Genomic DNA, 19,178 nt, shown 5'->3' on the forward strand with positions numbered 1-19,178 from the left:
CATGACCTGGCGAAAGAGAGGCCGATGGTGGTGCTGACCCATGTCGTCGTCATGAAATTCACGGATCCGGCCGGACGCGCCGAAGGCCAAGGAGCTGCTGGGCCGTCCGGACAAGAGCCTGCGCCGAGACTGTCCTGCCGGACAGAGACTGGGGGGCGACCATCACCGACTCTGATTCCATGAGCCTTTCGCCGTTCCCCTCCGCCCCGCCCTCCTCCGAGCGTGTCGCCGCCGCGGTCCGCCACGCCGTCGCGACCGGCCTGCTGGGCGAGTCCAGCCCGGTCGTCGGGTTCGTCGACACGGACGGGGTACGCGACTCGGTCGCCGCTCTCCACGAGGCGTTCGCGGGGGTTCCCGGAGTGCTCCACACCTTCGCCGCGAAGGCCGCGTCGCTCGTCCCCGTGCTGCGGCTGCTCGCGGAGTGCGGCATGGGCTGCGAGGTCGCGAGCCCGGGTGAACTGCGGATCGCGCTCGATGCCGGGTTCGCGCCGTCGAAGATCGTCCTCGACTCCCCCGCCAAGACGCGTGACGAGATCAGGTGGGCACTGGCCCTAGGCGTGGCGCTCAACGCCGACAACCTCGACGAGGTGGACCGGATCGCGTCACTGCGGCCGTCAAACGCGGTGTCCGCCATCGGGCTCCGGGTCAACCCCCAGGTCGGCGGCGGCTCCATCGGCGCGATGAGCACGGCCACCGCCACCTCCAAGTTCGGCGTGGCGCTGCGCGATCCCGGCGCGCGGGAGCGGGTCGTGGAAGCGTTCGCGGCGCACCCGTGGCTGACGCGTCTGCACGCTCATGTCGGTTCGCAGGGCTGCTCCCTGGAGCTGATCGCAGCAGGCATCGGGGAGACGTACCGACTGGCCGAGGAGGTCAACGTCCGGGTCGGCCGCCGGCAGATCACCGGCCTCGACATCGGCGGCGGCCTGCCGGTCAACTTCGCCGACGACACGGTCCGCCCCACCTTCGCCGCCTACGTGGCCGCGCTGCGCGGGGCGGTGCCGGGGCTGTTCGACGGGCGGTACGAGCTCGTCACCGAGTTCGGCCGGTCGCTGCTGGCCAAGAACGGCTTCATCGGCGCGCTGGTGGAGTACACGAAGGACGCCGGGGGCCGCCGGATCGCGCTCACCCACGCGGGCGCGCAGACCGCCACCCGCACCGTCTTCATGCCGGACGCCTGGCCGCTGCGGGTCGGCGCGTTCGGCGCCGATGGACGAGCGAAGGCCGGGCCTTCGCTCGTCCAGGACATCGCGGGTCCGTGCTGCTTCGCGGGGGACGTCGTCGCGCACGCCCGGGAGCTTCCGGAACTGCGGGCGGGCGACTACGTGGTGCTGTACGACACGGGCGCGTACTACTTCTCCACGCCGTGGGCGTACAACAGCCTGCCGCGGCCTGCGGTGTACGGATTCGGCACGGTGGCGGGCCCCGGGCAGGACGGCCCGGCGGTCCGCTTCGCCCCGGTGCGCGACGCCCAGTCGCTGGACTCGATCGCCGAAGAGAGCGGGCTGGCACACGCCGACGCCCTGCTGGAGCTGAACGCCTGAGCCCTGGGGCACCTCTCCGATATTTAGTAGCCATGGACATAGTAGCCATGTACTGTATCTGCCATGGGCAACGCACTTGACGGTCCGACCCCCGGCTTCCTGGTCTGGCGCCTGTCGATGAAATGGCGGGTCGCCATCGACCGGGCGCTGAGGCCGCTCGGACTGACGCACGCGCAGTACTCGCTGCTGGGATCCCTGCTGGGGATGCAGCGGACAGGGCTGCGGCCGAGTCAGCGCGCACTCGCGGACCACACCGGATTCGAAGCGCTCTATGTCTCAAAACTGGCACGCAGCCTGGAAGCTGCCGGGCTCGTCGAACGGGCCGCCGACCCCGCCGACACCCGGGCGGTCCAGCTGTCCCTGACCGTCGAAGGCCTCAAGGTCGCCGACCACGCGGTCGGGATCGTGCGCCGGCTCGTCGACGGACTGCTCGCACCCCTGGGCGGTCTGGACGGCCCTGACGCCGAGGCGTTCACCCGGGCGCTGACGGCCCTGCTCGACGTACCGGTTCCCGCAGTCACCGATCCACCCACCGAGGAGTCATCATGACCACCGCACCCAGCGTCAACGGCCAGGTCATCGGGCAGGCCCACTACGCCACGCGCGCCGTTCTGGAACGGCTGCTGGCAGAGACGGGCGCCACCTTCCACGAGTCCGTCGCACTGAACGCGACGGCGGACGGCGACGGGAGCATCGAGCGCGACCGGCTGGTCGAGCGGATGACCTCCACACTGAAGGTCGACACCACGACGGCCGAGGCAGCACTGTCCGGCCTGCTCGCGCAGGGGCTGCTGGAGGAGCAGTCGGCAGACGTGGCACGGCTGACCCTGACAGCCGCGGGCAAGGAGACGCACCGTGCGCAGCGGGCCGGGATCGCCACGATCACTGCCCGGCTGTACGCGGACCTGCCGGCCGAGGACATGGCAGCGGCCGGCCGGGTGCTGACCGAGCTCACGGCCCGCGCCAACGCCGTACTGGCCGAGGGCTGAGCTCTCCGGCCGCCGGCGTCGGTGCCCGTCAGCCGACCGGTGAAGGCTCCGGCTCGGGCGGCGGCACCGGCTCGGGGTTCGGCGCGGGCGGCTGCGGGATCGGGTCCGGCGCCGGACCCGGGGGTGTGGGCACGGGCGGCGTCGGCCCCGGGCCGGGCGGAACCGGCGTGGGCTCCGGCAGCGGCCGGGGCGGCCCCGGCATCGGTCCGGGGGTGGGCGCCGGCGGTACCGGGTCGGGGAACGGGTGGGTCATCTCGGGCCTCCGAACGGTCGGGGTGGATCTCCTCCACCGTCTCCCGGAGCGGCTGCCCGCGCCCGGCGAGTCCACACGTACGGGCTGCGGATGCTCCGGCCGGTTCAGCGGGCGGCCGCGGCCGCCGCGGCCGCCAGGCCCGGTCGGGGGCTGGCCAGGACCGGGATCCGGGTAGCCGTACGGGTGACCGCGCCCGCCATGGAGACCTGGGCCAGCACGATCGCATCGGCACCCGTCACGGCGTCGGCCGCTGCCGCCACGAGATCCAGGTACCCGTCATGATCACCGGCTTCGAAACGCTCCCAGGCGCCGTCGACGAGAGCGGTGCGCACCTGCGCGGCCCGCTCCCCCGCACGCTCCGCCTCCTGGGCGAGCAGCGCCCGGGTCGGCTCCAGGGTCGCGGGGTGTGCCGCCAGAACGGTGACCCGCCCGGCACGGACGGCGTCGGCCGCCATCGGCCGGTCGACCCGAAGGACCGGAACGCCGAGGCGCGCCCCGACGGCCTCCGCGACTCCGCCGATCGTCGAGCAGGTGCAGAGCACGGCGGTGTCCCCGTCGGCGACCGCACCGGTGACCAGCGCCTCGACATCACCCTCGACCGCCTCCGGTCCCAGCACCCCGGCCCGGTCGAGCAGGTCCTTGTGCACGAGGTGGCGCAGGGCGAGGTCGGGGTGATGGGCGTCGCGCAGGGCGTCGAACACCGGGATGTGGGCCGGGGAGGTGTGCAGGAGTGCGAGGCTCATCCGCGACACGCTATCCCGAAGCCTCAGTAGAGCTCGGGGTGGACGGCGAGCTCCTTCTTGGCCCGCTCCACCAGCTCCGCCGGGGCCTCGGGGGCCTCGTCGGGGTGGCGCGACGCCCACTTCGCGGCGTACGGGCAGAGCGGGACGACGGGGACACCCTCTCGGGCCGCCATGGCGTAGAACTCCTTGACCAGGGAACCGCCGATGCCCTTGCCCTCGTGCCCCTGCTCGACGACGGTGTGCACGGCGACGAGCGCCGCGGGCGTCCCGTCCAGCACGAAGTACACGATGACCCCGGCGGCCTCACCGTCCAGGTACGCGAGCAGCTTGCCCGCGGCCCGGTCGTCACTGATCCGGGGTCCGGTCTGTCCGGCCTGCTCCGCCATGGCTCCTGCTCCCTTGTGAGTGAGACGCTTCAGCGCGCCGCGGGCACGGCATGCGGGCTGCGCTCGGTATCGGTCCCCGGCACGGGCGCGGAGGCGTCGGCGCCGAGCTCGACGATCCGGTTTGCCGCGTCGACATGGACGATACGCGGAATTAGGCCGCGCGCCTCGGTGTCGTCGACCTGCGCATAGCTGATCAGGATGACCAGGTCGCCGGGGTGCACGAGATGGGCGGCGGCACCGTTGATCCCGATGACACCGGAGCCGCGCTCGCCCTCGATGACGTACGTCTCCAGGCGGGCGCCGTTGTCGATGTCGACGATGTGGACGAGCTCGCCGGGCAGCAGGTCGGCGGCCTCCATCAGCGCGGCGTCGACCGTGACGGACCCGACGTAATGCAGGTCGGCCTGGGTCACGGTGGCTCGGTGGATCTTGGACTTGAACAGAGTGCGCAGCACTTTGGACTCCTCTAAGACGGCTCCCTGCCTGCTTTGTGCAGGTCAAGGGCGGTCTCGACCTTACACCGACGCCCCCGTTCGACGTTTGTGAGAAACATCGCTCCGATCGGGCAAGGCGGCTCGATACCGGGGCTTTCCCTTCGCACCGGCGCCCGTTGGGACGATCACCCCGGGACGCGCGGGGGCTCATGCTGACCGGATGCCGACTTACCTGATAAGCCATCAGGCATACGGGAAGTCACTCTGCACACACGGATGACGTGCGCCCACGCATCACCGACCTGTCGGGCACCGACATCGCTCTGGCTCACGGGGCACGGCCCCTTTGGCCATCAGCCGGCCGACGCTCGACTGCTCCGGGGGTCGGCTCGCTGGTTGCCGCCCGCCCGAGGCCGCTCGGCAGCGCGGAACTCTCGAGCAAGGCGGGGCCAAGGCGCCGACGCCGGCCCGCCCGGGCCGAGGCCAAGGTCACGCTCCCCTGCGCACTCGCGTGCGCCGCTCCTCCCTTCCGTACGGTCCAACCGATGGCGAACGCCCGCGCACACCGTGAAGGCGAGCTGTTGAAGCCGACCGAGCAAGTACTCCAGCACCTGACCCAGCCGTCTAACATCTCCGTCCACTCCGACGAAGCGCTCGTCGGGAAGGTGAAGTCCGCCATCGCGGCGGAGGACAAGAAGCGGAAGGAGAACCAGGACGAGCCGCCACGCCGGAAGCCCACCCTCGCCCCGATCCCGCAGACGGAGGAGCTACGCGCGATCGGTGCGACGTCGATACGCCTCAAGGTCGGGGCATCGCGGTATGAGATTCAGGCCGTGGTTCGGGCTGCTGCTGACCAGGCCGGGCGGAGAAGCATCGCATCGTACTGCGCGCCCTGGACGTACTGATGCCCGCGTGCTCTGCGACAACGCGGCACTAGCGTGCTGCACCCCCCTGACCTGGGGAGCGCAGCACGCCATGACGTCCTGTCAGGGGAAGAAGTCGGTCAACGTGCAGCCGTCAACGAGCGCCTTTTCCTTCTTGTAGCCGCTCGGAATCCGAGTCTCCGGATCGCAGACGAGAGCCAAGAGCCCGGAGTCCTTGAGATCATTGGTGGGCTGATCAAAGCGCGCGAAGATGGCGAAGTCCGCCCCCACCAGGTACGCGGAGTTGTGGCGCTTCGCCTGTACCTGGAAGGTCTTCATGTCGCCGATGGACATGAGCGTGATGTCCATGCCTTTGTCGTCCCAACAAACGGCTCGCTCCTTAATGCCCCAAGCCTTGCCTACTGCTGGTGCCTCGGGATCCTCCTCGTCCGCACTGTCCTCCATGTGCAGGTCGCGGCAGGTGGTGCGCTGGCTGACGAACGTCTCGATGTCCGACATGGTCGCAGCACTCGGCCTGGGCGGCGGCTCAGCGTCCGCGAGCCGCCCTCCGCTGCCGGCGGACTGCCCATAGCCGTCGGAGCGCTCGGCTCCGTCCTCGCTGCCACCGCCACAGCCACTGACCGCCGTCAGCGCCACAACGGTAGCCGCGACGAACACCCAACCTCGCAACCGCATTTCGTCCTCCTCGACATCGCCGTTCAGCTTGGACTACCAGTCGGGTGTGGAGCCCGACCCGTTACACCCGCAGCAGACTCCGTCGCCTCCGCACTTGTCACATTTGCGCGGGCCGGACCATGCGTAGACCTTGCCGGTGCCCTTGCACGTGCGGCACTGGCCCTTCCTCTCGGGACATGCCTTGCATCGAGCCATGAATGATCTTCCTCGCGTATCGAAAATGGCATCCGCCGTTGGTGGTTCGCCCCGTAGGCCCGGCGGCCGGACTGGTGTCTTGTGACTCCCCTCAGGTTCAGGCGCGAGCGGAGTTCCACGCCTCGCTCTGCTGGAAGTACGTGTCGTACAGCTCTTGGACGTCCAGCAGGCTCTCCGGCGGGACCGTTCCGTACGCGATGCGCTCGAGGTGACGGGAGTACTCGAACCGCTCCACCCCCGGGGTGATCACGATGAGGATGTCCGCGCTCTCACGGGTTCGCGCCGTTCGCGCCGTCGCTGAGGGTGACACGCTGCGTGGAGAGCGCACCTCCCGTGACGTGGCTGTCGGCCAGCAGACGGATGGTGGTCGGGGCCCACGTCCGATGATCTCGGCGTCTGCCTCGCGCACGACAAGAGACCGGTCGAAATCCGGGTGGATGAGGGACATCTGCTCGCTTTCCCAGAAGCTGCGGAGTGGCGGCGTGGCGTAGAGGTCAGGCTGCGAAGAGAAGTGCGGCCGAGACAAGGACTGCGACTGCCGTGGCCAGGTGGATGCCGAAGGCCACCGCCCTGGTACCACCGTTACGGAGGACGATCACCGTGTCTCCCAGCGGGGTCAGCGCGATCACGAGCATGAACCATGCCGCTGCGTCGGTGTCCGAGAAGGCCAGCAGGGCGAGCCCGAGAAGGCCCGAGACGAGGTCGCGCAGCCCTTTGATGGTCAGGTACGCGGAGTCGCCGTTCTCCTTGGCCGGCACACCGTAGCCTGCGGCAGCGGCCCGCGGCTGGAAGAAGAAGCGGAGCCCGATGAAGACCACCAGGAGATCAAGCACCACCGCCAAGCCGTACGCGAGCGGTGTGAGCACGTCTTCTCCCTGCGCCTGCGCCGAGTACCAGTGGATGTCCTCGGAGAGGACGTGATCCAGGATGCAGCGCACGAAACGCGCGAACAATCCTCGGCTTCACATGGTCTGATAACCCAGGAGTTATCACTGAAGGCGGGGACAATGGAACTACGGGACATCGAGATCTTCCTGACGCTGGCCGAGGAACTGCACTTCGGCCGGACCGCGGACCGCCTCCACGTCTCACAGGCGCGAGTGAGCCAGTCGATCGCCAAACAGGAACGGCAGATCGGCGCGCGCCTCTTCGCCCGGAACAGCCGCCAGGTCGAGCTCACTGCCATCGGAACACAACTTCGGCAAGACCTCAGCGCGGGCTACCAGCAGATACTCGAAGGCACTCGCACCGCCACCGCTGCCGCCCGCGGCACCACCAGCACACTGACCCTCGGGCTGCACGGCCCGCAGGCACACGACCAAGTACGCATACTTGACCTGTTCCGGAGCCGGCACCCCGAGGTCGACCTCCGCATCCAGGAGATCATCTTCACGGACCCCTTCGGCCCTCTGAGGAACGGCTCGGTCGACGTGGCGACCGCCTGGCTGCCCGTCCGTGAACCAGATCTCACCGTCGGCCCGATCGTCATCACCGAACCCCTGCTTCTCATGGTCGCCAGCGACCACCCCCTCGCCCGCCGGGAAACCGTCAGCATGGAGGACCTGGCCGACTGGCCTCTCCCCCACTCCGCCACACCCGTCCCCGACTACTGGCTGCAGACGCTGGTCCCCACCCACACCCCCGGCGGCCGGCCCATCCGGCGCGGCCCGAAGGTCTCCTCGTTCCAAGAGCTCGCCGCCGTGGTCGCGGCAGGCGAGACGATCAGCCTCGTCCACGGCGATGCCGCACGCTACTACCAGTGGCACGGCCTCCGCTATCTCCACCCGCACGACGCCCCGATGGCGAGCTGGGCCCTGATCTGGCCGACGGCCGGAGAGACAGAACTGGTCCGTGCACTCGCAAGGGCGGCGCGGGACACGGGACCACTCACAGGATGAGAGGCCGACCAAACGTCACAGGAGACGGGTCCGTCTGACGGTCGACGACCGGGTCCGCCTCGCCGTATGGGGGTGGACGCTCTCCCCCCATACGGAGGAGACGGAGATAGGGACATCCTCCCAAGCCTGCTCCAAGGACCATCCACAACGGCGATGCCGAAGCATTCGCATGCCGAGAAAAGGGTGCACATGACAACCGCACCACTCGACACGAGCCCTCCGCCCCCACCTCGTTGGGCCGTCCGTGCCGCCCACGCCACCGCACTGGTCACCCTGCCGTCGGGAATCTGGCGCCTGCTGCTGGCAGCCGGCGTCACCGCCGGGTACACCGAGCTGGATACGAGGCGATGGGCTTCACCGGCTGGGGTGCGGTGTACGTGGTTGGACTCACCGTGAGCGGGGAACTGCTCGCTGCTCACGCTCAGGCTGGTCCGCCCGTGGGGTGAGGCACCGCCGCGGTGGATCCCGCTCTTCGGCGGGCGGCGGCCGAACCCGCGCACGGTGACCATGACGGCAGGCGTCGGCGCCCGGCTACTGACCCTGGTCCTCACCCAGTTCGCCTTCTGGTGGGCCGTCCCCCACCCGGACAGGACTCCGCTCGGCAGCAGCATCGCCGGGGTGCTGTACCTGCCGCTGGCCGCCTGGGGGCCCCTGCTCGCCGTCGTCACCCTCGCCCACCACCGGCGGCACCGCGCCGCGGGAGCCCTGGCAGAGGTTGCCCCGCCTCAGTGAGCGTTTTGTTCTCCGGTGTCTGTTTCATTTGGTCTAGCTGTCGCGTGGAAGCCTCGGGTGGTGGGGTCGCGTTGGACGATCTCGAGGTCGATGCCGAGTCGGGCTGCGTGTTCGACGGCTTTGGTCTTGTAGCCGTTGTCGGCCCAGGCCTTGCTGATCGTCGGGTGGAGTGCGGCGACGTTGGTCATGAGCTGGGTGCCGGCCGCAGAGTCGTGGACGCTCGCGGCGGTGACGGCGACGGCCAGGAGGAGGCCGAGGGTGTCGGTGACGGTGTGCCGTTTGCGTCCGATGATTCTTTTGGCCGGGTCGATGCCTTGGCTGGCCAGGGGGACGGTGGCGGAGGTTTTCATGCTCTGGCTGTCGATCAGGCAGGCGCTGGGCTGGCTCGTGCGGCCTTCGGCCTTGCGGACTTTGCCGCGGAGGATGGTGGTGAGCTGGTCGAAGATGCCGTCGGCTTCCCAGCGGGCGAAGTAGCCGTAGACGGTCTGGTGGGGTGGGAAGTCGTGGGGGAGGTAGCGCCAGGGTATGCCGGTGCGGTCGACGTAGAGGATGGCGTTCATCAGGGTGCGTAGGTCGTGGGTGGGCTTGCGGATGCCGGCGCGGGCTTGGCGCCAGGCTTCCAGGGTGGGGCGGATGAGTTCCCAGCGGGCGTCGGACAGGTCGCTGGGGTAGGACTGCGAGGGCTGCATGATGCCTGGGTACGTGGCTGCAGCCGAACATGGGCAGGGCGTGTGCCGAGGCATCCGGGGCGCCGGGGCGCGGGTTCGCAGACCCGCGTGAACCAGGTTGCTTCCGAATGAGACGGGATCTCTCATAAGAAACTCGGCGCATTACTGGTCCACAGATTGCCTCTTAAGCCACATACCCGGCGAATCATCGCTCAGTCGACTCCGCTTGACCGCTCAGAATCGTAGCCAAACACCTGATATACGAACCAAACGCTCGCTGACAGAACGGCCGGGTCGCGCTTCTTCTCGCGAAACGCCGACTCCGGCCTCCGAAGCCCCTCAGAGCACCCCTGCCAGCACCACGGCCGTCACCAGAGCGAATGCGCCGCCCACCCCCGTGACCAGCGTCCTGACGTGGCGCGGCACGAAGGACGGGGGGCGGGCGGTCGCCGACTCCGGCTCGTGCTCGCCGTAGTACACCGTCACGAACCCACCTTGTTTCACGTCGAGCTGAGCCTGAAGTTCCTCGAACCTGACGGTGCGGCCGTCCGGCGTCCGGAATTCCAGCGTGGGATGGGAGAGGACCATCGGCACACCCTCGACATCCGTGATCTCCTCCGTGCGCACCCCCGTGCACCGCGCCTCGGCCGTGAGGCCGTCCCAGGCGGCCCGCAGTCGCGGACCCTGGAGTTGGCGGTCCAGGGTCCTGCCGAACACCACGGCAGCGGTCAGGGCGACGACGAAGTAGACGACAGCGATAACCATGACTCTCCAGGAATGGGTCCGGTGTCCGGCGTCCGCCCCGCATGACGACCGGTAGCCGGACGTGGCGGCGCGATCGCCATGATCCCCCGGTGCGACCCGGCCGACAAGGGCTTCCCGCGGCCCCGGAGTTCGCCTTCGCGTGGAGAGATCGTACGGATTCCCTCCGCAGGGCTAGGCCCACGCGGCCCTCTTGCTATACCTTCCGTCTAACAGCTTGCTAGACGTCGCGTCTAACAAGCGAGGGCGGCGCCCGGCAGCCGTCGATCTCATCGGGCAGACACGGGATGAGAGAAGAGGCCGGGCAGCCGTCGGGTCGATCTGTCTCGATTCAAGGAGCCGCAGCATGGCAAGCAGCACCGTTCGGCCGGAGGACCAGAACCGGATCGCCGAGCAGGACGTCGCCCGGCGCCTGCTCGACTCGGCCGCGAAGCTCTCGTACGACCCGGCCACCGAAGTGGACTGGGACACCCCCCTGGACACCGGTCACCACGGCGCGAGCCCGGAGTGGAGCACGCTCTACGGCACCGCGTACTGGCAGGAGTTGACCGAGACGCAGCGCAAGGCGCTCACGCGCCAGGAGGCCGCTTCCGTCGCCAGCACCGGCATCTGGTTCGAGATGATCCTCCAGCAGATGGTGCTGCGCGACATGTACGCCAAGGACCCCACCGACCCGCGGTTCCAGTGGGCGCTCACCGAAGTCGCCGACGAGTGCCGGCACTCGATCATGTTCGCCCGGGGCGCCGCGAAACTGGGCGCACCGGCCTACCGGCCGCGCCGTCCGGTGGTCGAACTGGGCCGCGCCTTCAAGACACTTGCCTTCGGCGAGGCCGCCTACGCGGCGATCCTCGTGGCCGAGGAGGTGCTCGATGTGATGCAGCGCGACTGGATGCGGGACGAGCGGGTCGCACCGTTCGTCCGGACGATCAACAACATCCATGTGGTGGAGGAGTCGCGGCACATGAAGTTCGCCCGCGACGAGACCCGCAGGCGCCTGCGCACCGCGGGACCGCTGCGCCGGCAGATCAACTCGCTCGTGGTCGCCATCGCCTCGTACTACATCGTCACCAGCATGGTGAACCGGGACGTCTACGCGAACGCGGGCCTGGACAGCGAGCGCGCCCGAAGCGAGGCAAGGGGCAATGAGCACCACAAATCCCTGATGCGGTCCAGCTGTTCGGGACTGATGGAATTCCTGGCCTCGGCCCGGCTCCTCACGAAGCCCGCCCTGTTCTTCTACAAGCGCGCCCACCTGATCTGACCCGAGACCCCCGCAAGCGCGCCGCCCCGATCTGATCCGAGCCGAGAGCCCGAGCTGACGCGATGACCTACGCCATCACCCAGACCTGCTGCAGCGATGCCACCTGCGTCGCCGTGTGCCCCGTCAACTGCATCCATCCCACGCCCGAGGAACGGGCCTTCGGCAGCACGGAGATGCTCTACGTCGACCCGGAGACCTGCATCGACTGCGGAGCCTGCGCCGATGCCTGCCCGGTCGACGCGATCTTCCCGGTGGACAGCCTGTTCGGGGCGCAGAAGGAGTACGCCGGGATCAACGCGGCGTACTACGCGGACCGTGAGCCGGAGCCGGCCGCAGGGCCGAACTTCCATGCCTGGGGCGAACCGTCGTTCGCGCGCAGCCTGCCGTCGGACTTCGCACCGATCCGGGTGGCCGTCGTCGGCACCGGCCCGGCCGGGATGTACGCGGCCGAGGACCTGCTGCTGCACACCAACGCCGAGGTGACGCTGATCGACCGGCTGCCGGTGGCGGGTGGCCTCGTCCGGTACGGGGTGGCGCCCGACCACCCGGCGACGAAGGGGGTCGGCGAGACCTTCGCACGGTTCCACTCCCACCCCCGGGTACGGATGCACCTGGGCGTCGAGGTGGGCAAGGACCTCACCGCCGAGGAGCTCGCCGCCCATCACGACGCGGTGATCTACGCGGTCGGCGCCTCCGCCTCCCGCCGGCTCGGGATCCCGGGCGAGGATCTGCCCGGCAGCATCCCGGCCACGTCGTTCGTGTCCTGGTACAACGCTCACCCGGAGGTCCCGCCGGAGGCTGTCGGCCTGTCCGGGGAACGGGTGATCGTCGTCGGCAACGGCAACGTCGCGCTGGACGTGGCACGCATCCTCGTGACCGACCCCGGCTCACTGGCCGGCACCGACATCGCCGGCCACGCGCTGGCCGCCCTGCGGGACTCCACCGTGCGCGAGGTCGTCCTGCTCGGCCGGCGCGGCCCCGACGACACCGCCTGCACGGCGTCCGAACTGCTGGCGCTCAGGCATCTGCGGGGCGTGGAGCTGGTGGTCGACACCGGCGATCCGCGCACCGGTGCGGCGATCGACGAGGCGGCGGCGGGCGACAAGCCTGCCCTGCTGAGGGAGTTGCCCCGTGAGGCGGTCGACTGGTCGAAGCCCCCGCCGCCGGGGCGTCGTATCGTCTTCCGCTTCCACTCGGCGCCCGTGGAGGTGCTCGGCGAGGACCGCGTCAAGGCGGTCCGTGTGACGGCCGCGGCCGGTGCTCAGGAGATACCAGCGGACCTGTTCCTGCGGGCGATCGGCTACCGGGGCCTTCCGGTTCCCGGTCTGCCCTTCGACGAGGCGACCGGCACCGTGCCGCACGAGGGCGGCCGGGTGGCGGGTCTGCCCGGCAGCTATGTCGTCGGCTGGATCAAGCGCGGCCCGTCGGGCGGCATCGGGGCCAACCGCACGTGCGCCGCCGAGACCGTCGGCACCCTCCTGGCGGACGCCGTCGCGGGCACCCTGCCCTCGCCCGCGTACCCGGCCAAGGCGTTCGGGCGGCTGGCCCGCAGCCGTGGCCGCCAGGTGGTCGACGCCCGGGGGCTGGCCGCCATCGACCGCGCCGAGCAGGCCCGGGGCCGCGAGCAGGGCCGCCCGCGGATCAAGTTCGCCACGGTGCCCGCTTTGATCGCCGCGTCGAAGGGGAGCCGCCTGCGGTCTCCGCGCTGAAGCGGGCGTCCCGCACCCCGGCGTACGCGTAGCGCGGGACGGTCCTGCTCAGAACTCCTCCGGCTCCGCGACCTGCCCCTTGGCCCGCTTGCCGACGACGGCTACCGCAGCCGCGGCGCTGCCCACAAAGGCCAGGGCGACCATCCAGGGCTGGTTGAAGACATGCCGGGTGGCGTGGTCCACGGAGTAGCGGCCGGGGCCGGTCAGGCCGATCGCGGCCGCGGTGAAGCCGAGGAAGGCGGGGTATTCGTAGCCACCGCCCTGCGCGAAGAATCCGGCCGGGGCGTGGACGGCCACGGCCCCCGCCATGGCGCCCGCGGCGGCGGCTCCGGCCGCCGGGGTGGCCAGGCCCAGGGCCAGCAGGACGCCGCCGCCCGCCTCGCCGAGGCCGGCCGCGACCGCGCTGTGCTTCGGCGGATGGAAGCCCATGGCCTCCATCGCGGCCGTGGTGCCCTCGATGCCTCCGCCGCCGAACCAGCCGGCGAGTTTCTGGCTGCCGTGCGCGGCCAGCACCGCTCCGGTGCCGACACGAAGGACAAGCAGGCCGAGGTCACGACGGTTGACGCTGCCCATGAGGCTCTCCGGGAGGTTCGGGGGCCCGGCCGGAAAAGGGAAGAAGGGGCCCCGGGTGCGGTACGCACTCCACTCTCCGCGCACCGGCGTCCCTACGGGGTGCGTTGTTACGCCGTCCGGGCGAGCCCGGAGCAGCACGTGACCCGTGGCACAGTGCGACGTACGTCATTGTGCAACTTGTTGCACAATGACGATTCGGTGGTCTAGAACTGGCGTAACCACACCGCGCGAGGAGCCCCCGCATGAGCCCGTACCCGCATCTGCTGAGCCCGCTCGACCTCGGGTTCACCACCCTCCCCAACCGGGTGCTGATGGGGTCGATGCACATCGGCCTGGAAGAGGTCGAGAACGGCTTCGAGCGCATGGCCGCGTTCTACGCCGCCCGCGCCCGCGGCGGTGTGGGCCTCATGGTCACCGGTGGCATCGCACCGAACGAGCGGGCCTGCTCGCTGCCCGGCGGCGCGAAGATGACCACCGAGGCGGAGGCGGCGCAGCATGCCGTGGTGACGTCGGCCGTGCACGCGGCCGGCGGCCGGATCGCCATGCAGATCCTGCACTTCGGGCGCTACGCGCACCACCCCGGCCTGGTGGCGCCGAGCGCGATCCAGGCGCCGATCAGCGGGTTCGTCCCCCATGCCCTGACCGACGACGAGGTCGAGTCGACCATCGACGACTTCGTCACGGCGGCGGCACTCGCGCAGAGCGCGGGGTACGACGGCGTGGAGATCATGGGCTCCGAGGGCTATCTGATCAACGAGTTCATCGCCTCGGCGACCAATCACCGCGAGGACCGCTGGGGCGGCTCGTACGAGAACCGCATCTGCTTCCCCGTCGAGATCGTGCGCCGGGTCCGGGAGCGGGTCGGCAGCGACTTCATCCTGATCTACCGGCTCTCGATGCTGGACCTGGTGCCCGGCGGATCGTCGCTGGAGGAGGTCGTGCAGCTCGCCCGGGAGATCGAGGCGGCCGGGGCGACGATCATCAACACCGGCATCGGCTGGCACGAGGCCCGCATCCCCACGATCGCGACGTCGGTGCCGCGCGGCGCCTTCACCTGGGTCACCGAGAAGGTGCGCGGCGCCGTCTCCGTACCGCTGGTGACGAGCAACCGCATCAACACCCCCGAGGTCGCCGAGCAGATCCTGGCGGCGGGCCGTGCGGACATGGTGTCGATGGCCCGGCCGTTCCTCGCCGACCCGGACTTCGTCGCGAAGGCGAGCGAGGGCCGGGCGGACGCGATCAACACCTGCATCGGCTGCAACCAGGCCTGCCTGGACCACATCTTCAGCGGCAAGGTCACCTCCTGCCTGGTCAACCCGCGCGCCTGCCACGAGACGGAACTCACCCTGTCGCCGACCCGCACCCGCAAGCGCGTCGCGGTCGTGGGTGCCGGTCCGGCCGGGCTCGCCTGCGCCGTGACGGCCGCCGAGCGCGGTCACGCGGTGACGCTCTTCGACGCGGCCGACGAGATCGGCGGACAGCTCAACGTGGCACGCCGGGTGCCGGGCAAGGAGGAGTTCGACGAGACGCTGCGCTACTTCCGTACCCGGCTCGCGGAGGAGAAGGTCGAGCTCCGGCTGGGCGCCCAGGTCGGTGGCGGGGAGCTCGACGGATTCGACGAGGTCGTCCTGGCGACCGGAGTCACCCCCCGTACGCCGGCGATCCCGGGGGTGGACCATCCGAGCGTGGTCAGCTACCTCGACGTACTGCGGCACGGGGCGCCGGTGGGCGACCGGGTGGCGCTGGTCGGCGCGGGCGGGATCGGCTTCGACGTGGCCGAGTTCCTGACCGACGGCGGGGACGCGGCGAGCCTGGACCCGGAGGCGTTCTTCCGGCAGTGGGGCGTCGACACCGAGTACCGCGAGCGGGGCGGACTCGGCACCGCCGAGCGCCCGAAGTCCTCGCGCACCGTCCATCTGCTCCAGCGCAAGGCGAGCAAGGTGGGTGCCGGTCTCGGCAAGACGACGGGCTGGATCCACCGCACCGAACTCCGGCACCGCGGCGTCACCATGATCGCGGGAGTCGGCTACGACCGGATCGACGACGACGGGCTCCACGTCACGGTCGACGGCGAACAGCATCTGCTGCCGGTCGACACGATCGTGCTCTGCGCGGGCCAGGAACCCCGCCGGGAGCTGTACGAGGAGCTGCTCGCCGCGGGCCGTCCCGCGCATCTGATCGGTGGCGCCGACGTCGCGGCCGAGCTGGACGCCAAGCGGGCGATCCGCCAGGGCACGGAACTCGCCGCCTCGCTCTGACCGGGGCCCCGCAGGGCCGGACCGCTCGTCCGGCCCTGCGGCCGTCCTTAGGATGCACCCCATGTCACTCCCGCACGCGATCCTCACAGCCCTGCTCGAAAAGCCTTCGTCGGGGCTGGAGCTGACCCGCAGGTTCGACCGGTCGATCGGCTACTTCTGGTCGGCCACGCACCAGCAGATCTACCGCGAGCTGGGAAAGCTGGAGCAGTCCGGGCAGATCAGGGCACTGGCACCGGCCCAGCCGGCCCGGGGGCAGAAGAAGGAGTACGAGGTGCTGCCCGCGGGCCGCGAGGCGCTGTCCGCCTGGGTGGCCCGCCCGGAGGACCCGAAGCAGATCCGCGATCCGCTGCTGCTGCGGATGCGCGCGGCGGCGGTCGTCGGTGCGCCCGGTCTCGACGCGGAACTGCGCCGCCACCTCGGCCTGCACCGGCGCCGGCTCGCGGAGTATCTGGAGATCGAGGAGCGGGACTTCCCGCCCGGGCGCGACGCGTCGAAGGACCGGCTGCACCATCTCGTGCTGCGCGGCGGCATCGATCTGGAGAACTTCTGGATCGGCTGGCTGACCCGGGCGCTGGACGAGGATGCCGGCGCCGCGGCGGCCGACCTCGGGTAACGGGCAGCCGGCCCTACGAGCGGCCGGCCCGGATGCGCCGCAGGTGTCCGTGTTCCAGGTGGAGTCCGGCCCGCGGGCTCTTGATGACCACCCTCGACGGGGCGCTCGGAGGCGGTACCGCAACGGCCGCCCCGGCGGCGGGTGCGGTCTGTGCCTGGGCGCGGCTGAGCAGGATCACGCCTCGTACGGCCGCCGCCGTGCCCAGCAGCGCCGGAACCAGGCTGATCGTCCCGCCCTGGAGCCGCTCCCCCAGCAGGGCCAGGCCGATCGCCGCCGCGGCAACCGGGTTGGCCAGGGTGACGACGGCGAGCGGTGCGCCGAGACCGCCCCGGTAGGCGGTCTGGGAGAGCAGCAGCCCGCCCATCGCGAAGGCCGACACGAGCACCGCGACGACCACCAGGTGCCAGCTGAACAGCGGGCCCGTGGTGTGGTCGGTGACGGAGACGGTCAGTGTCTGGGTCAGCGCGGAGGCTACGCCCGAGGTGATGCCGGAGGCCGCCGCGTGCCGCAGACCCGGACGCGTGCCCGGACGGCTGAGCCCGGCGACGACGGCCATGGTCGCCGCGCCGACGGCCAGCGCCTCGGTGAGGCTCAGCGTCTCGTGCGGAGCGGAACCGCCCGCGGTCATCAGCAGGGCCCCCAGGCCCAGCAGGGTCAGGAACGTGCCGCGCCATTCGGTCGTCGAGACCTTGCGGCCTGCGGCCCGGGCGCCCAGCGGGACGGCGGCGACCAGGGTGAGTGCGCCGAGCGGCTGGACGAGGGTCAGTGGGCCGTACTTCAGCGCGGCGACGTGCAGCAGCGCGCCGCCGGCGTTCAGCCCGACGGCCGACCACCACGCCCCGCTCCCGAGCAGCCGGAGCGTCCCGGTGCCCGGTGCGGTGCGTCCCGCGAGCCGCGCCTGCGCCACCGCGGCCGAGGCGTAGGCGGCGGCGGAGACGAGTGACAGCGCGACGGCGACCAGGGTGGCGTTCATCGCCCGGTCCCGGAGGAGGCGTAGGAACGGCCCGAAGTGCGAGCGGCGGCGACGGCGTGGGCCGGCGCCCCGGCCGTGGACGGCCACGGCAGGTGCGCCTTCACCGGCTCCGTGCGCGGCAGCCGCAGCGCCGCGAACGCCACCGAGAGCAGCGCGGCCACCACGATCGAGTCCAGCCAGTAGTGGTTGGCGGTGCCGACTATGACCAGCAGCGTGATCACCGGGTGCAGCAGCCACAGCCAGCGCCACCGCGAGCGGGTGGCTACGACGAGACCGACGCCGACCATGACCGCCCAGCCGAAGTGCAGCGAGGGCATGGCGGCGAACTGGTTCGCCATCGAGTCGGCGGCGGGTGTGGACCCGTACACCGTCGGTCCGTAGACCTGGCCGGTGTCGACCAGGCCGGTGGCGGCCAGCAGCCGCGGCGGGGCGAGCGGGAACAGCAGGTGCAGGGCCAGCGCGGCGCCGGTGAGCACGGCGAGGATGCGGCGCGACCAGACGTAGTGGCGCGGGCGGCGCCAGTACAGCCAGCCGAGGAAGAGCAGGGTGGCCGGGAAGTGCACGGTCGCGTAGTACGTGTTCGCGAGGTGGATCAGCGTCTCGTTGTGGAGCAGCAGAGCCTGTACGGCACCTTCGCCGGGCAGGTGCACGGCGCGTTCGAGGTCCCACACGCGCCCGGCGTTGTGGTACGCCTCGTCGACGTGACCGTTGGCCGCCTGGCGGCCGAACTTGTAGATCACGAAGAGTCCTACGACGAGAAGAAGCTCGCGGACGAGGGGCGGTCGGGCAGAACTGTCCGGCTCCCGATCGGCGGGCCTGCTACCGGCGAACATCACCCGGTGCCCCTTTGCTGACGAAGCGGTGTTTCGGTGGCAGGGACGGGCCCGTGCCGTATCGATACGCCAGTGTACCGATACGGACGCGTATCGGAACACTCACGTATCGGTACACTGGCGTATCGATGGACCTCGTCGCAGAGTCGCAGAGAGGGAAAGCGCATGTCGTCGCTGGAAACGGAGCCCGAGCAGGCCACCGCGTCGCGCCGCTCGAAGATCACGCCGGAGAGGGCCCAGGAGCTCTACACCGCCGTGCTCGACATGCTGAGAGAGGGCGGCTACGAGTCGCTCACCATGGAGGGGGTCGCTTCCCGGTCGCGCTGCGGCAAGTCCACGCTCTACCGCCAGTGGGGCTCGAAACCCGAGCTGGTCGTCGCCGCACTGCACGGGACCCGGCACGGGCTGCTCGGCCGGATCGACACGGGCACACTGGCCGGGGACCTGCGTGAGGCGGCGCGCGCCATCGGCGAGGGCTCCGGGCGCGACACGCCGCTGATGCTGGCCCTGAGCCATGCCGCACTGCAGAGCCCCGAGCTGCTGTGCGCGCTGCGCGAGTCGCTGATCCTGCCGGAACTGGCGGCGATCGACGCCATGGTGGCGCGCGGCGTGGCGCGCGGCGAGGTGGCCGCGGACAACCCGGCCACGGAGTTCGTCTCCGCGCAGTTGCTGGGCGTGATGCGCGCCCGTCCGCTGCTGGAGTGCGCCTACGCGGACGAGACGTTCCTCATCCGCTTCGTGGAGGGCGCGGTCTTTCCCGCACTCGGCCTGGACGCGCACGCGTCCGGGTCCTGACAG

At 70.6% G+C, this 19,178-nt stretch carries 20 protein-coding genes and 2 pseudogenes; 11 read left to right on the forward strand and 11 right to left on the reverse strand.

Features of this window, described 5'->3' with window-relative positions; all coding sequences use genetic code 11:
* The first annotated feature begins 179 nt into the window (after nucleotides 1-179).
* The 3 genes from OG912_RS00090 (at nucleotide 180) to OG912_RS00100 (ending at nucleotide 2,530) form a co-directional block, all read left to right on the forward strand.
* On the forward strand, nucleotides 180-1,541 hold the full coding sequence (locus OG912_RS00090) for a diaminopimelate decarboxylase (protein WP_327707568.1): 1,362 nt from the start codon (nucleotides 180-182) through the stop codon (nucleotides 1,539-1,541).
* Between the two features lie 63 nt (nucleotides 1,542-1,604).
* Complete coding sequence (locus tag OG912_RS00095) at nucleotides 1,605-2,090, forward strand: MarR family winged helix-turn-helix transcriptional regulator (RefSeq protein ID WP_327707569.1); 486 nt, start codon at nucleotides 1,605-1,607, stop codon at nucleotides 2,088-2,090.
* Nucleotides 2,087-2,530, forward strand: coding sequence for a hypothetical protein (locus OG912_RS00100; protein WP_327707570.1), 444 nt, complete (start codon nucleotides 2,087-2,089; stop codon nucleotides 2,528-2,530). Before OG912_RS00095 ends, OG912_RS00100 begins: the two co-directional genes overlap by 4 nt.
* Before the next feature lie 357 nt (nucleotides 2,531-2,887).
* Here the strand turns inward: OG912_RS00100 and OG912_RS00105 are convergent, their stop codons facing one another.
* From OG912_RS00105 to panD, 3 genes are read right to left on the reverse strand one after another with little or no spacing between them, the layout of a single operon-like run.
* Nucleotides 2,888-3,526 carry an arylsulfatase gene (locus tag OG912_RS00105; protein ID WP_327707571.1) on the reverse strand — a complete coding sequence of 213 codons (639 nt, stop codon included), beginning with the start codon at nucleotides 3,524-3,526 and terminating at the stop codon, nucleotides 2,888-2,890.
* 23 nt (nucleotides 3,527-3,549) lie between these two features.
* Nucleotides 3,550-3,912 carry a GNAT family N-acetyltransferase gene (locus tag OG912_RS00110; RefSeq protein WP_327707572.1) on the reverse strand — a complete coding sequence of 121 codons (363 nt, stop codon included), beginning with the start codon at nucleotides 3,910-3,912 and terminating at the stop codon, nucleotides 3,550-3,552.
* Nucleotides 3,913-3,941: 29 nt separating this feature from the next.
* Nucleotides 3,942-4,367 carry an aspartate 1-decarboxylase gene (gene panD, locus OG912_RS00115; protein WP_327707573.1) on the reverse strand — a complete coding sequence of 142 codons (426 nt, stop codon included), beginning with the start codon at nucleotides 4,365-4,367 and terminating at the stop codon, nucleotides 3,942-3,944.
* Nucleotides 4,368-4,891: 524 nt separating this feature from the next.
* Here panD and OG912_RS00120 point away from each other — a divergent pair.
* Entirely contained in the window at nucleotides 4,892-5,251 is a 360-nt protein-coding gene (locus OG912_RS00120) for a hypothetical protein (protein WP_327707574.1), read from the forward strand.
* A gap of 81 nt (nucleotides 5,252-5,332) precedes the next feature.
* Here the strand turns inward: OG912_RS00120 and OG912_RS00125 are convergent, their stop codons facing one another.
* The 3 genes and pseudogenes from OG912_RS00125 to OG912_RS00135 all read right to left on the reverse strand — a co-directional run bounded on the left by OG912_RS00125 (nucleotide 5,333) and on the right by OG912_RS00135 (nucleotide 6,966).
* Complete coding sequence (locus OG912_RS00125; RefSeq protein ID WP_327707575.1) at nucleotides 5,333-5,905, reverse strand: hypothetical protein; 573 nt, start codon at nucleotides 5,903-5,905, stop codon at nucleotides 5,333-5,335.
* A gap of 292 nt (nucleotides 5,906-6,197) precedes the next feature.
* Nucleotides 6,198-6,548 (reverse strand): annotated as a pseudogene (locus OG912_RS00130) (cupin domain-containing protein).
* A gap of 46 nt (nucleotides 6,549-6,594) precedes the next feature.
* A complete protein-coding gene (locus tag OG912_RS00135) occupies nucleotides 6,595-6,966 on the reverse strand; it encodes a DUF4267 domain-containing protein (RefSeq protein WP_326740472.1) in 372 nt (123 codons plus the stop codon).
* Between the two features lie 141 nt (nucleotides 6,967-7,107).
* Here OG912_RS00135 and OG912_RS00140 point away from each other — a divergent pair, with 141 nt between their 5' ends.
* Entirely contained in the window at nucleotides 7,108-7,998 is an 891-nt protein-coding gene (locus tag OG912_RS00140; protein WP_327707576.1) for a LysR family transcriptional regulator, read from the forward strand.
* 507 nt (nucleotides 7,999-8,505) lie between these two features.
* Entirely contained in the window at nucleotides 8,506-8,730 is a 225-nt protein-coding gene (locus tag OG912_RS00145) for a hypothetical protein (RefSeq protein ID WP_326733931.1), read from the forward strand.
* Between the two features lie 32 nt (nucleotides 8,731-8,762).
* On the opposite strand, the pseudogene OG912_RS00150 reads toward OG912_RS00145, so the two are convergent.
* Together OG912_RS00150 and OG912_RS00155 are read right to left on the reverse strand one after the other, a co-directional pair.
* Nucleotides 8,763-9,419, reverse strand: a pseudogene (locus tag OG912_RS00150) (IS5 family transposase); the annotation flags it as partial.
* A gap of 318 nt (nucleotides 9,420-9,737) precedes the next feature.
* Nucleotides 9,738-10,163, reverse strand: coding sequence for a DUF3592 domain-containing protein (locus tag OG912_RS00155; RefSeq protein ID WP_327707577.1), 426 nt, complete (start codon nucleotides 10,161-10,163; stop codon nucleotides 9,738-9,740).
* A gap of 343 nt (nucleotides 10,164-10,506) precedes the next feature.
* Here OG912_RS00155 and OG912_RS00160 point away from each other — a divergent pair, with 343 nt between their 5' ends.
* Together OG912_RS00160 and OG912_RS00165 are read left to right on the forward strand one after the other, a co-directional pair.
* Nucleotides 10,507-11,421: an AurF N-oxygenase family protein gene (locus tag OG912_RS00160; RefSeq protein WP_327707578.1), complete on the forward strand. Its 915-nt coding sequence runs from the start codon at nucleotides 10,507-10,509 to the stop codon at nucleotides 11,419-11,421.
* 62 nt (nucleotides 11,422-11,483) lie between these two features.
* Nucleotides 11,484-13,130, forward strand: a complete 1,647-nt coding sequence (locus OG912_RS00165) for an FAD-dependent oxidoreductase (protein WP_327707579.1) — start codon at nucleotides 11,484-11,486, stop codon at nucleotides 13,128-13,130.
* Nucleotides 13,131-13,178: 48 nt separating this feature from the next.
* On the opposite strand, the gene OG912_RS00170 is transcribed toward OG912_RS00165, so the two are convergent.
* The gene (locus OG912_RS00170; protein ID WP_326733935.1) at nucleotides 13,179-13,703 is read right to left on the reverse strand and encodes a DoxX family protein; all 525 of its coding nucleotides are present in this window, start codon (nucleotides 13,701-13,703) and stop codon (nucleotides 13,179-13,181) included.
* Between the two features lie 242 nt (nucleotides 13,704-13,945).
* Here OG912_RS00170 and OG912_RS00175 point away from each other — a divergent pair, with 242 nt between their 5' ends.
* The gene (locus OG912_RS00175) at nucleotides 13,946-15,961 is read left to right on the forward strand and encodes an NADPH-dependent 2,4-dienoyl-CoA reductase (RefSeq protein ID WP_327707580.1); all 2,016 of its coding nucleotides are present in this window, start codon (nucleotides 13,946-13,948) and stop codon (nucleotides 15,959-15,961) included.
* Nucleotides 15,962-16,022: 61 nt separating this feature from the next.
* Nucleotides 16,023-16,574, forward strand: coding sequence for a PadR family transcriptional regulator (locus OG912_RS00180; protein ID WP_327707581.1), 552 nt, complete (start codon nucleotides 16,023-16,025; stop codon nucleotides 16,572-16,574).
* A gap of 13 nt (nucleotides 16,575-16,587) precedes the next feature.
* Here the strand turns inward: OG912_RS00180 and OG912_RS00185 are convergent, their stop codons facing one another.
* Nucleotides 16,588-17,547, reverse strand: a complete 960-nt coding sequence (locus OG912_RS00185; RefSeq protein ID WP_327707582.1) for a hypothetical protein — start codon at nucleotides 17,545-17,547, stop codon at nucleotides 16,588-16,590.
* Nucleotides 17,544-18,380 carry a phosphatase PAP2 family protein gene (locus OG912_RS00190; RefSeq protein ID WP_443061069.1) on the reverse strand — a complete coding sequence of 279 codons (837 nt, stop codon included), beginning with the start codon at nucleotides 18,378-18,380 and terminating at the stop codon, nucleotides 17,544-17,546. Before OG912_RS00190 ends, OG912_RS00185 begins: the two co-directional genes overlap by 4 nt.
* A 165-nt stretch (nucleotides 18,381-18,545) precedes the next feature.
* On the opposite strand from OG912_RS00190, the gene OG912_RS00195 reads away from it, so the two are divergent.
* Nucleotides 18,546-19,175, forward strand: a complete 630-nt coding sequence (locus tag OG912_RS00195; RefSeq protein ID WP_327707584.1) for a TetR/AcrR family transcriptional regulator — start codon at nucleotides 18,546-18,548, stop codon at nucleotides 19,173-19,175.
* Nucleotides 19,176-19,178: the final 3 nt, after the last annotated feature.

It is taken from the genome of Streptomyces sp. NBC_00464, from assembly GCF_036013915.1.
GTDB lineage: Bacteria > Actinomycetota > Actinomycetes > Streptomycetales > Streptomycetaceae > Streptomyces.

Bases quoted from the DNA above. Each gene is read 5' to 3' on its own strand.
- OG912_RS00170 (WP_326733935.1), bottom strand. From the start codon at position 13,703: ATGGGCAGCGTCAACCGTCGTGACCTCGGCCTGCTTGTCCTTCGTGTC.
- OG912_RS00180 (WP_327707581.1), top strand. From the start codon at position 16,023: ATGTCACTCCCGCACGCGATCCTCACAGCCCTGCTCGAAAAGCCTTCG.
- OG912_RS00190 (WP_443061069.1), bottom strand. From the start codon at position 18,380: ATGTTCGCCGGTAGCAGGCCCGCCGATCGGGAGCCGGACAGTTCTGCC.
- OG912_RS00125 (WP_327707575.1), bottom strand. From the start codon at position 5,905: ATGCGGTTGCGAGGTTGGGTGTTCGTCGCGGCTACCGTTGTGGCGCTG.
- OG912_RS00165 (WP_327707579.1), top strand. From the start codon at position 11,484: ATGACCTACGCCATCACCCAGACCTGCTGCAGCGATGCCACCTGCGTC.
- OG912_RS00195 (WP_327707584.1), top strand. From the start codon at position 18,546: ATGTCGTCGCTGGAAACGGAGCCCGAGCAGGCCACCGCGTCGCGCCGC.
- OG912_RS00185 (WP_327707582.1), bottom strand. From the start codon at position 17,547: ATGAACGCCACCCTGGTCGCCGTCGCGCTGTCACTCGTCTCCGCCGCC.
- OG912_RS00175 (WP_327707580.1), top strand. From the start codon at position 13,946: ATGAGCCCGTACCCGCATCTGCTGAGCCCGCTCGACCTCGGGTTCACC.
- OG912_RS00140 (WP_327707576.1), top strand. From the start codon at position 7,108: ATGGAACTACGGGACATCGAGATCTTCCTGACGCTGGCCGAGGAACTG.
- OG912_RS00120 (WP_327707574.1), top strand. From the start codon at position 4,892: ATGGCGAACGCCCGCGCACACCGTGAAGGCGAGCTGTTGAAGCCGACC.
- OG912_RS00090 (WP_327707568.1), top strand. From the start codon at position 180: ATGAGCCTTTCGCCGTTCCCCTCCGCCCCGCCCTCCTCCGAGCGTGTC.
- OG912_RS00095 (WP_327707569.1), top strand. From the start codon at position 1,605: ATGGGCAACGCACTTGACGGTCCGACCCCCGGCTTCCTGGTCTGGCGC.
- OG912_RS00145 (WP_326733931.1), top strand. From the start codon at position 8,506: ATGACGGCAGGCGTCGGCGCCCGGCTACTGACCCTGGTCCTCACCCAG.
- OG912_RS00155 (WP_327707577.1), bottom strand. From the start codon at position 10,163: ATGGTTATCGCTGTCGTCTACTTCGTCGTCGCCCTGACCGCTGCCGTG.
- OG912_RS00110 (WP_327707572.1), bottom strand. From the start codon at position 3,912: ATGGCGGAGCAGGCCGGACAGACCGGACCCCGGATCAGTGACGACCGG.
- OG912_RS00160 (WP_327707578.1), top strand. From the start codon at position 10,507: ATGGCAAGCAGCACCGTTCGGCCGGAGGACCAGAACCGGATCGCCGAG.
- OG912_RS00100 (WP_327707570.1), top strand. From the start codon at position 2,087: ATGACCACCGCACCCAGCGTCAACGGCCAGGTCATCGGGCAGGCCCAC.
- OG912_RS00105 (WP_327707571.1), bottom strand. From the start codon at position 3,526: ATGAGCCTCGCACTCCTGCACACCTCCCCGGCCCACATCCCGGTGTTC.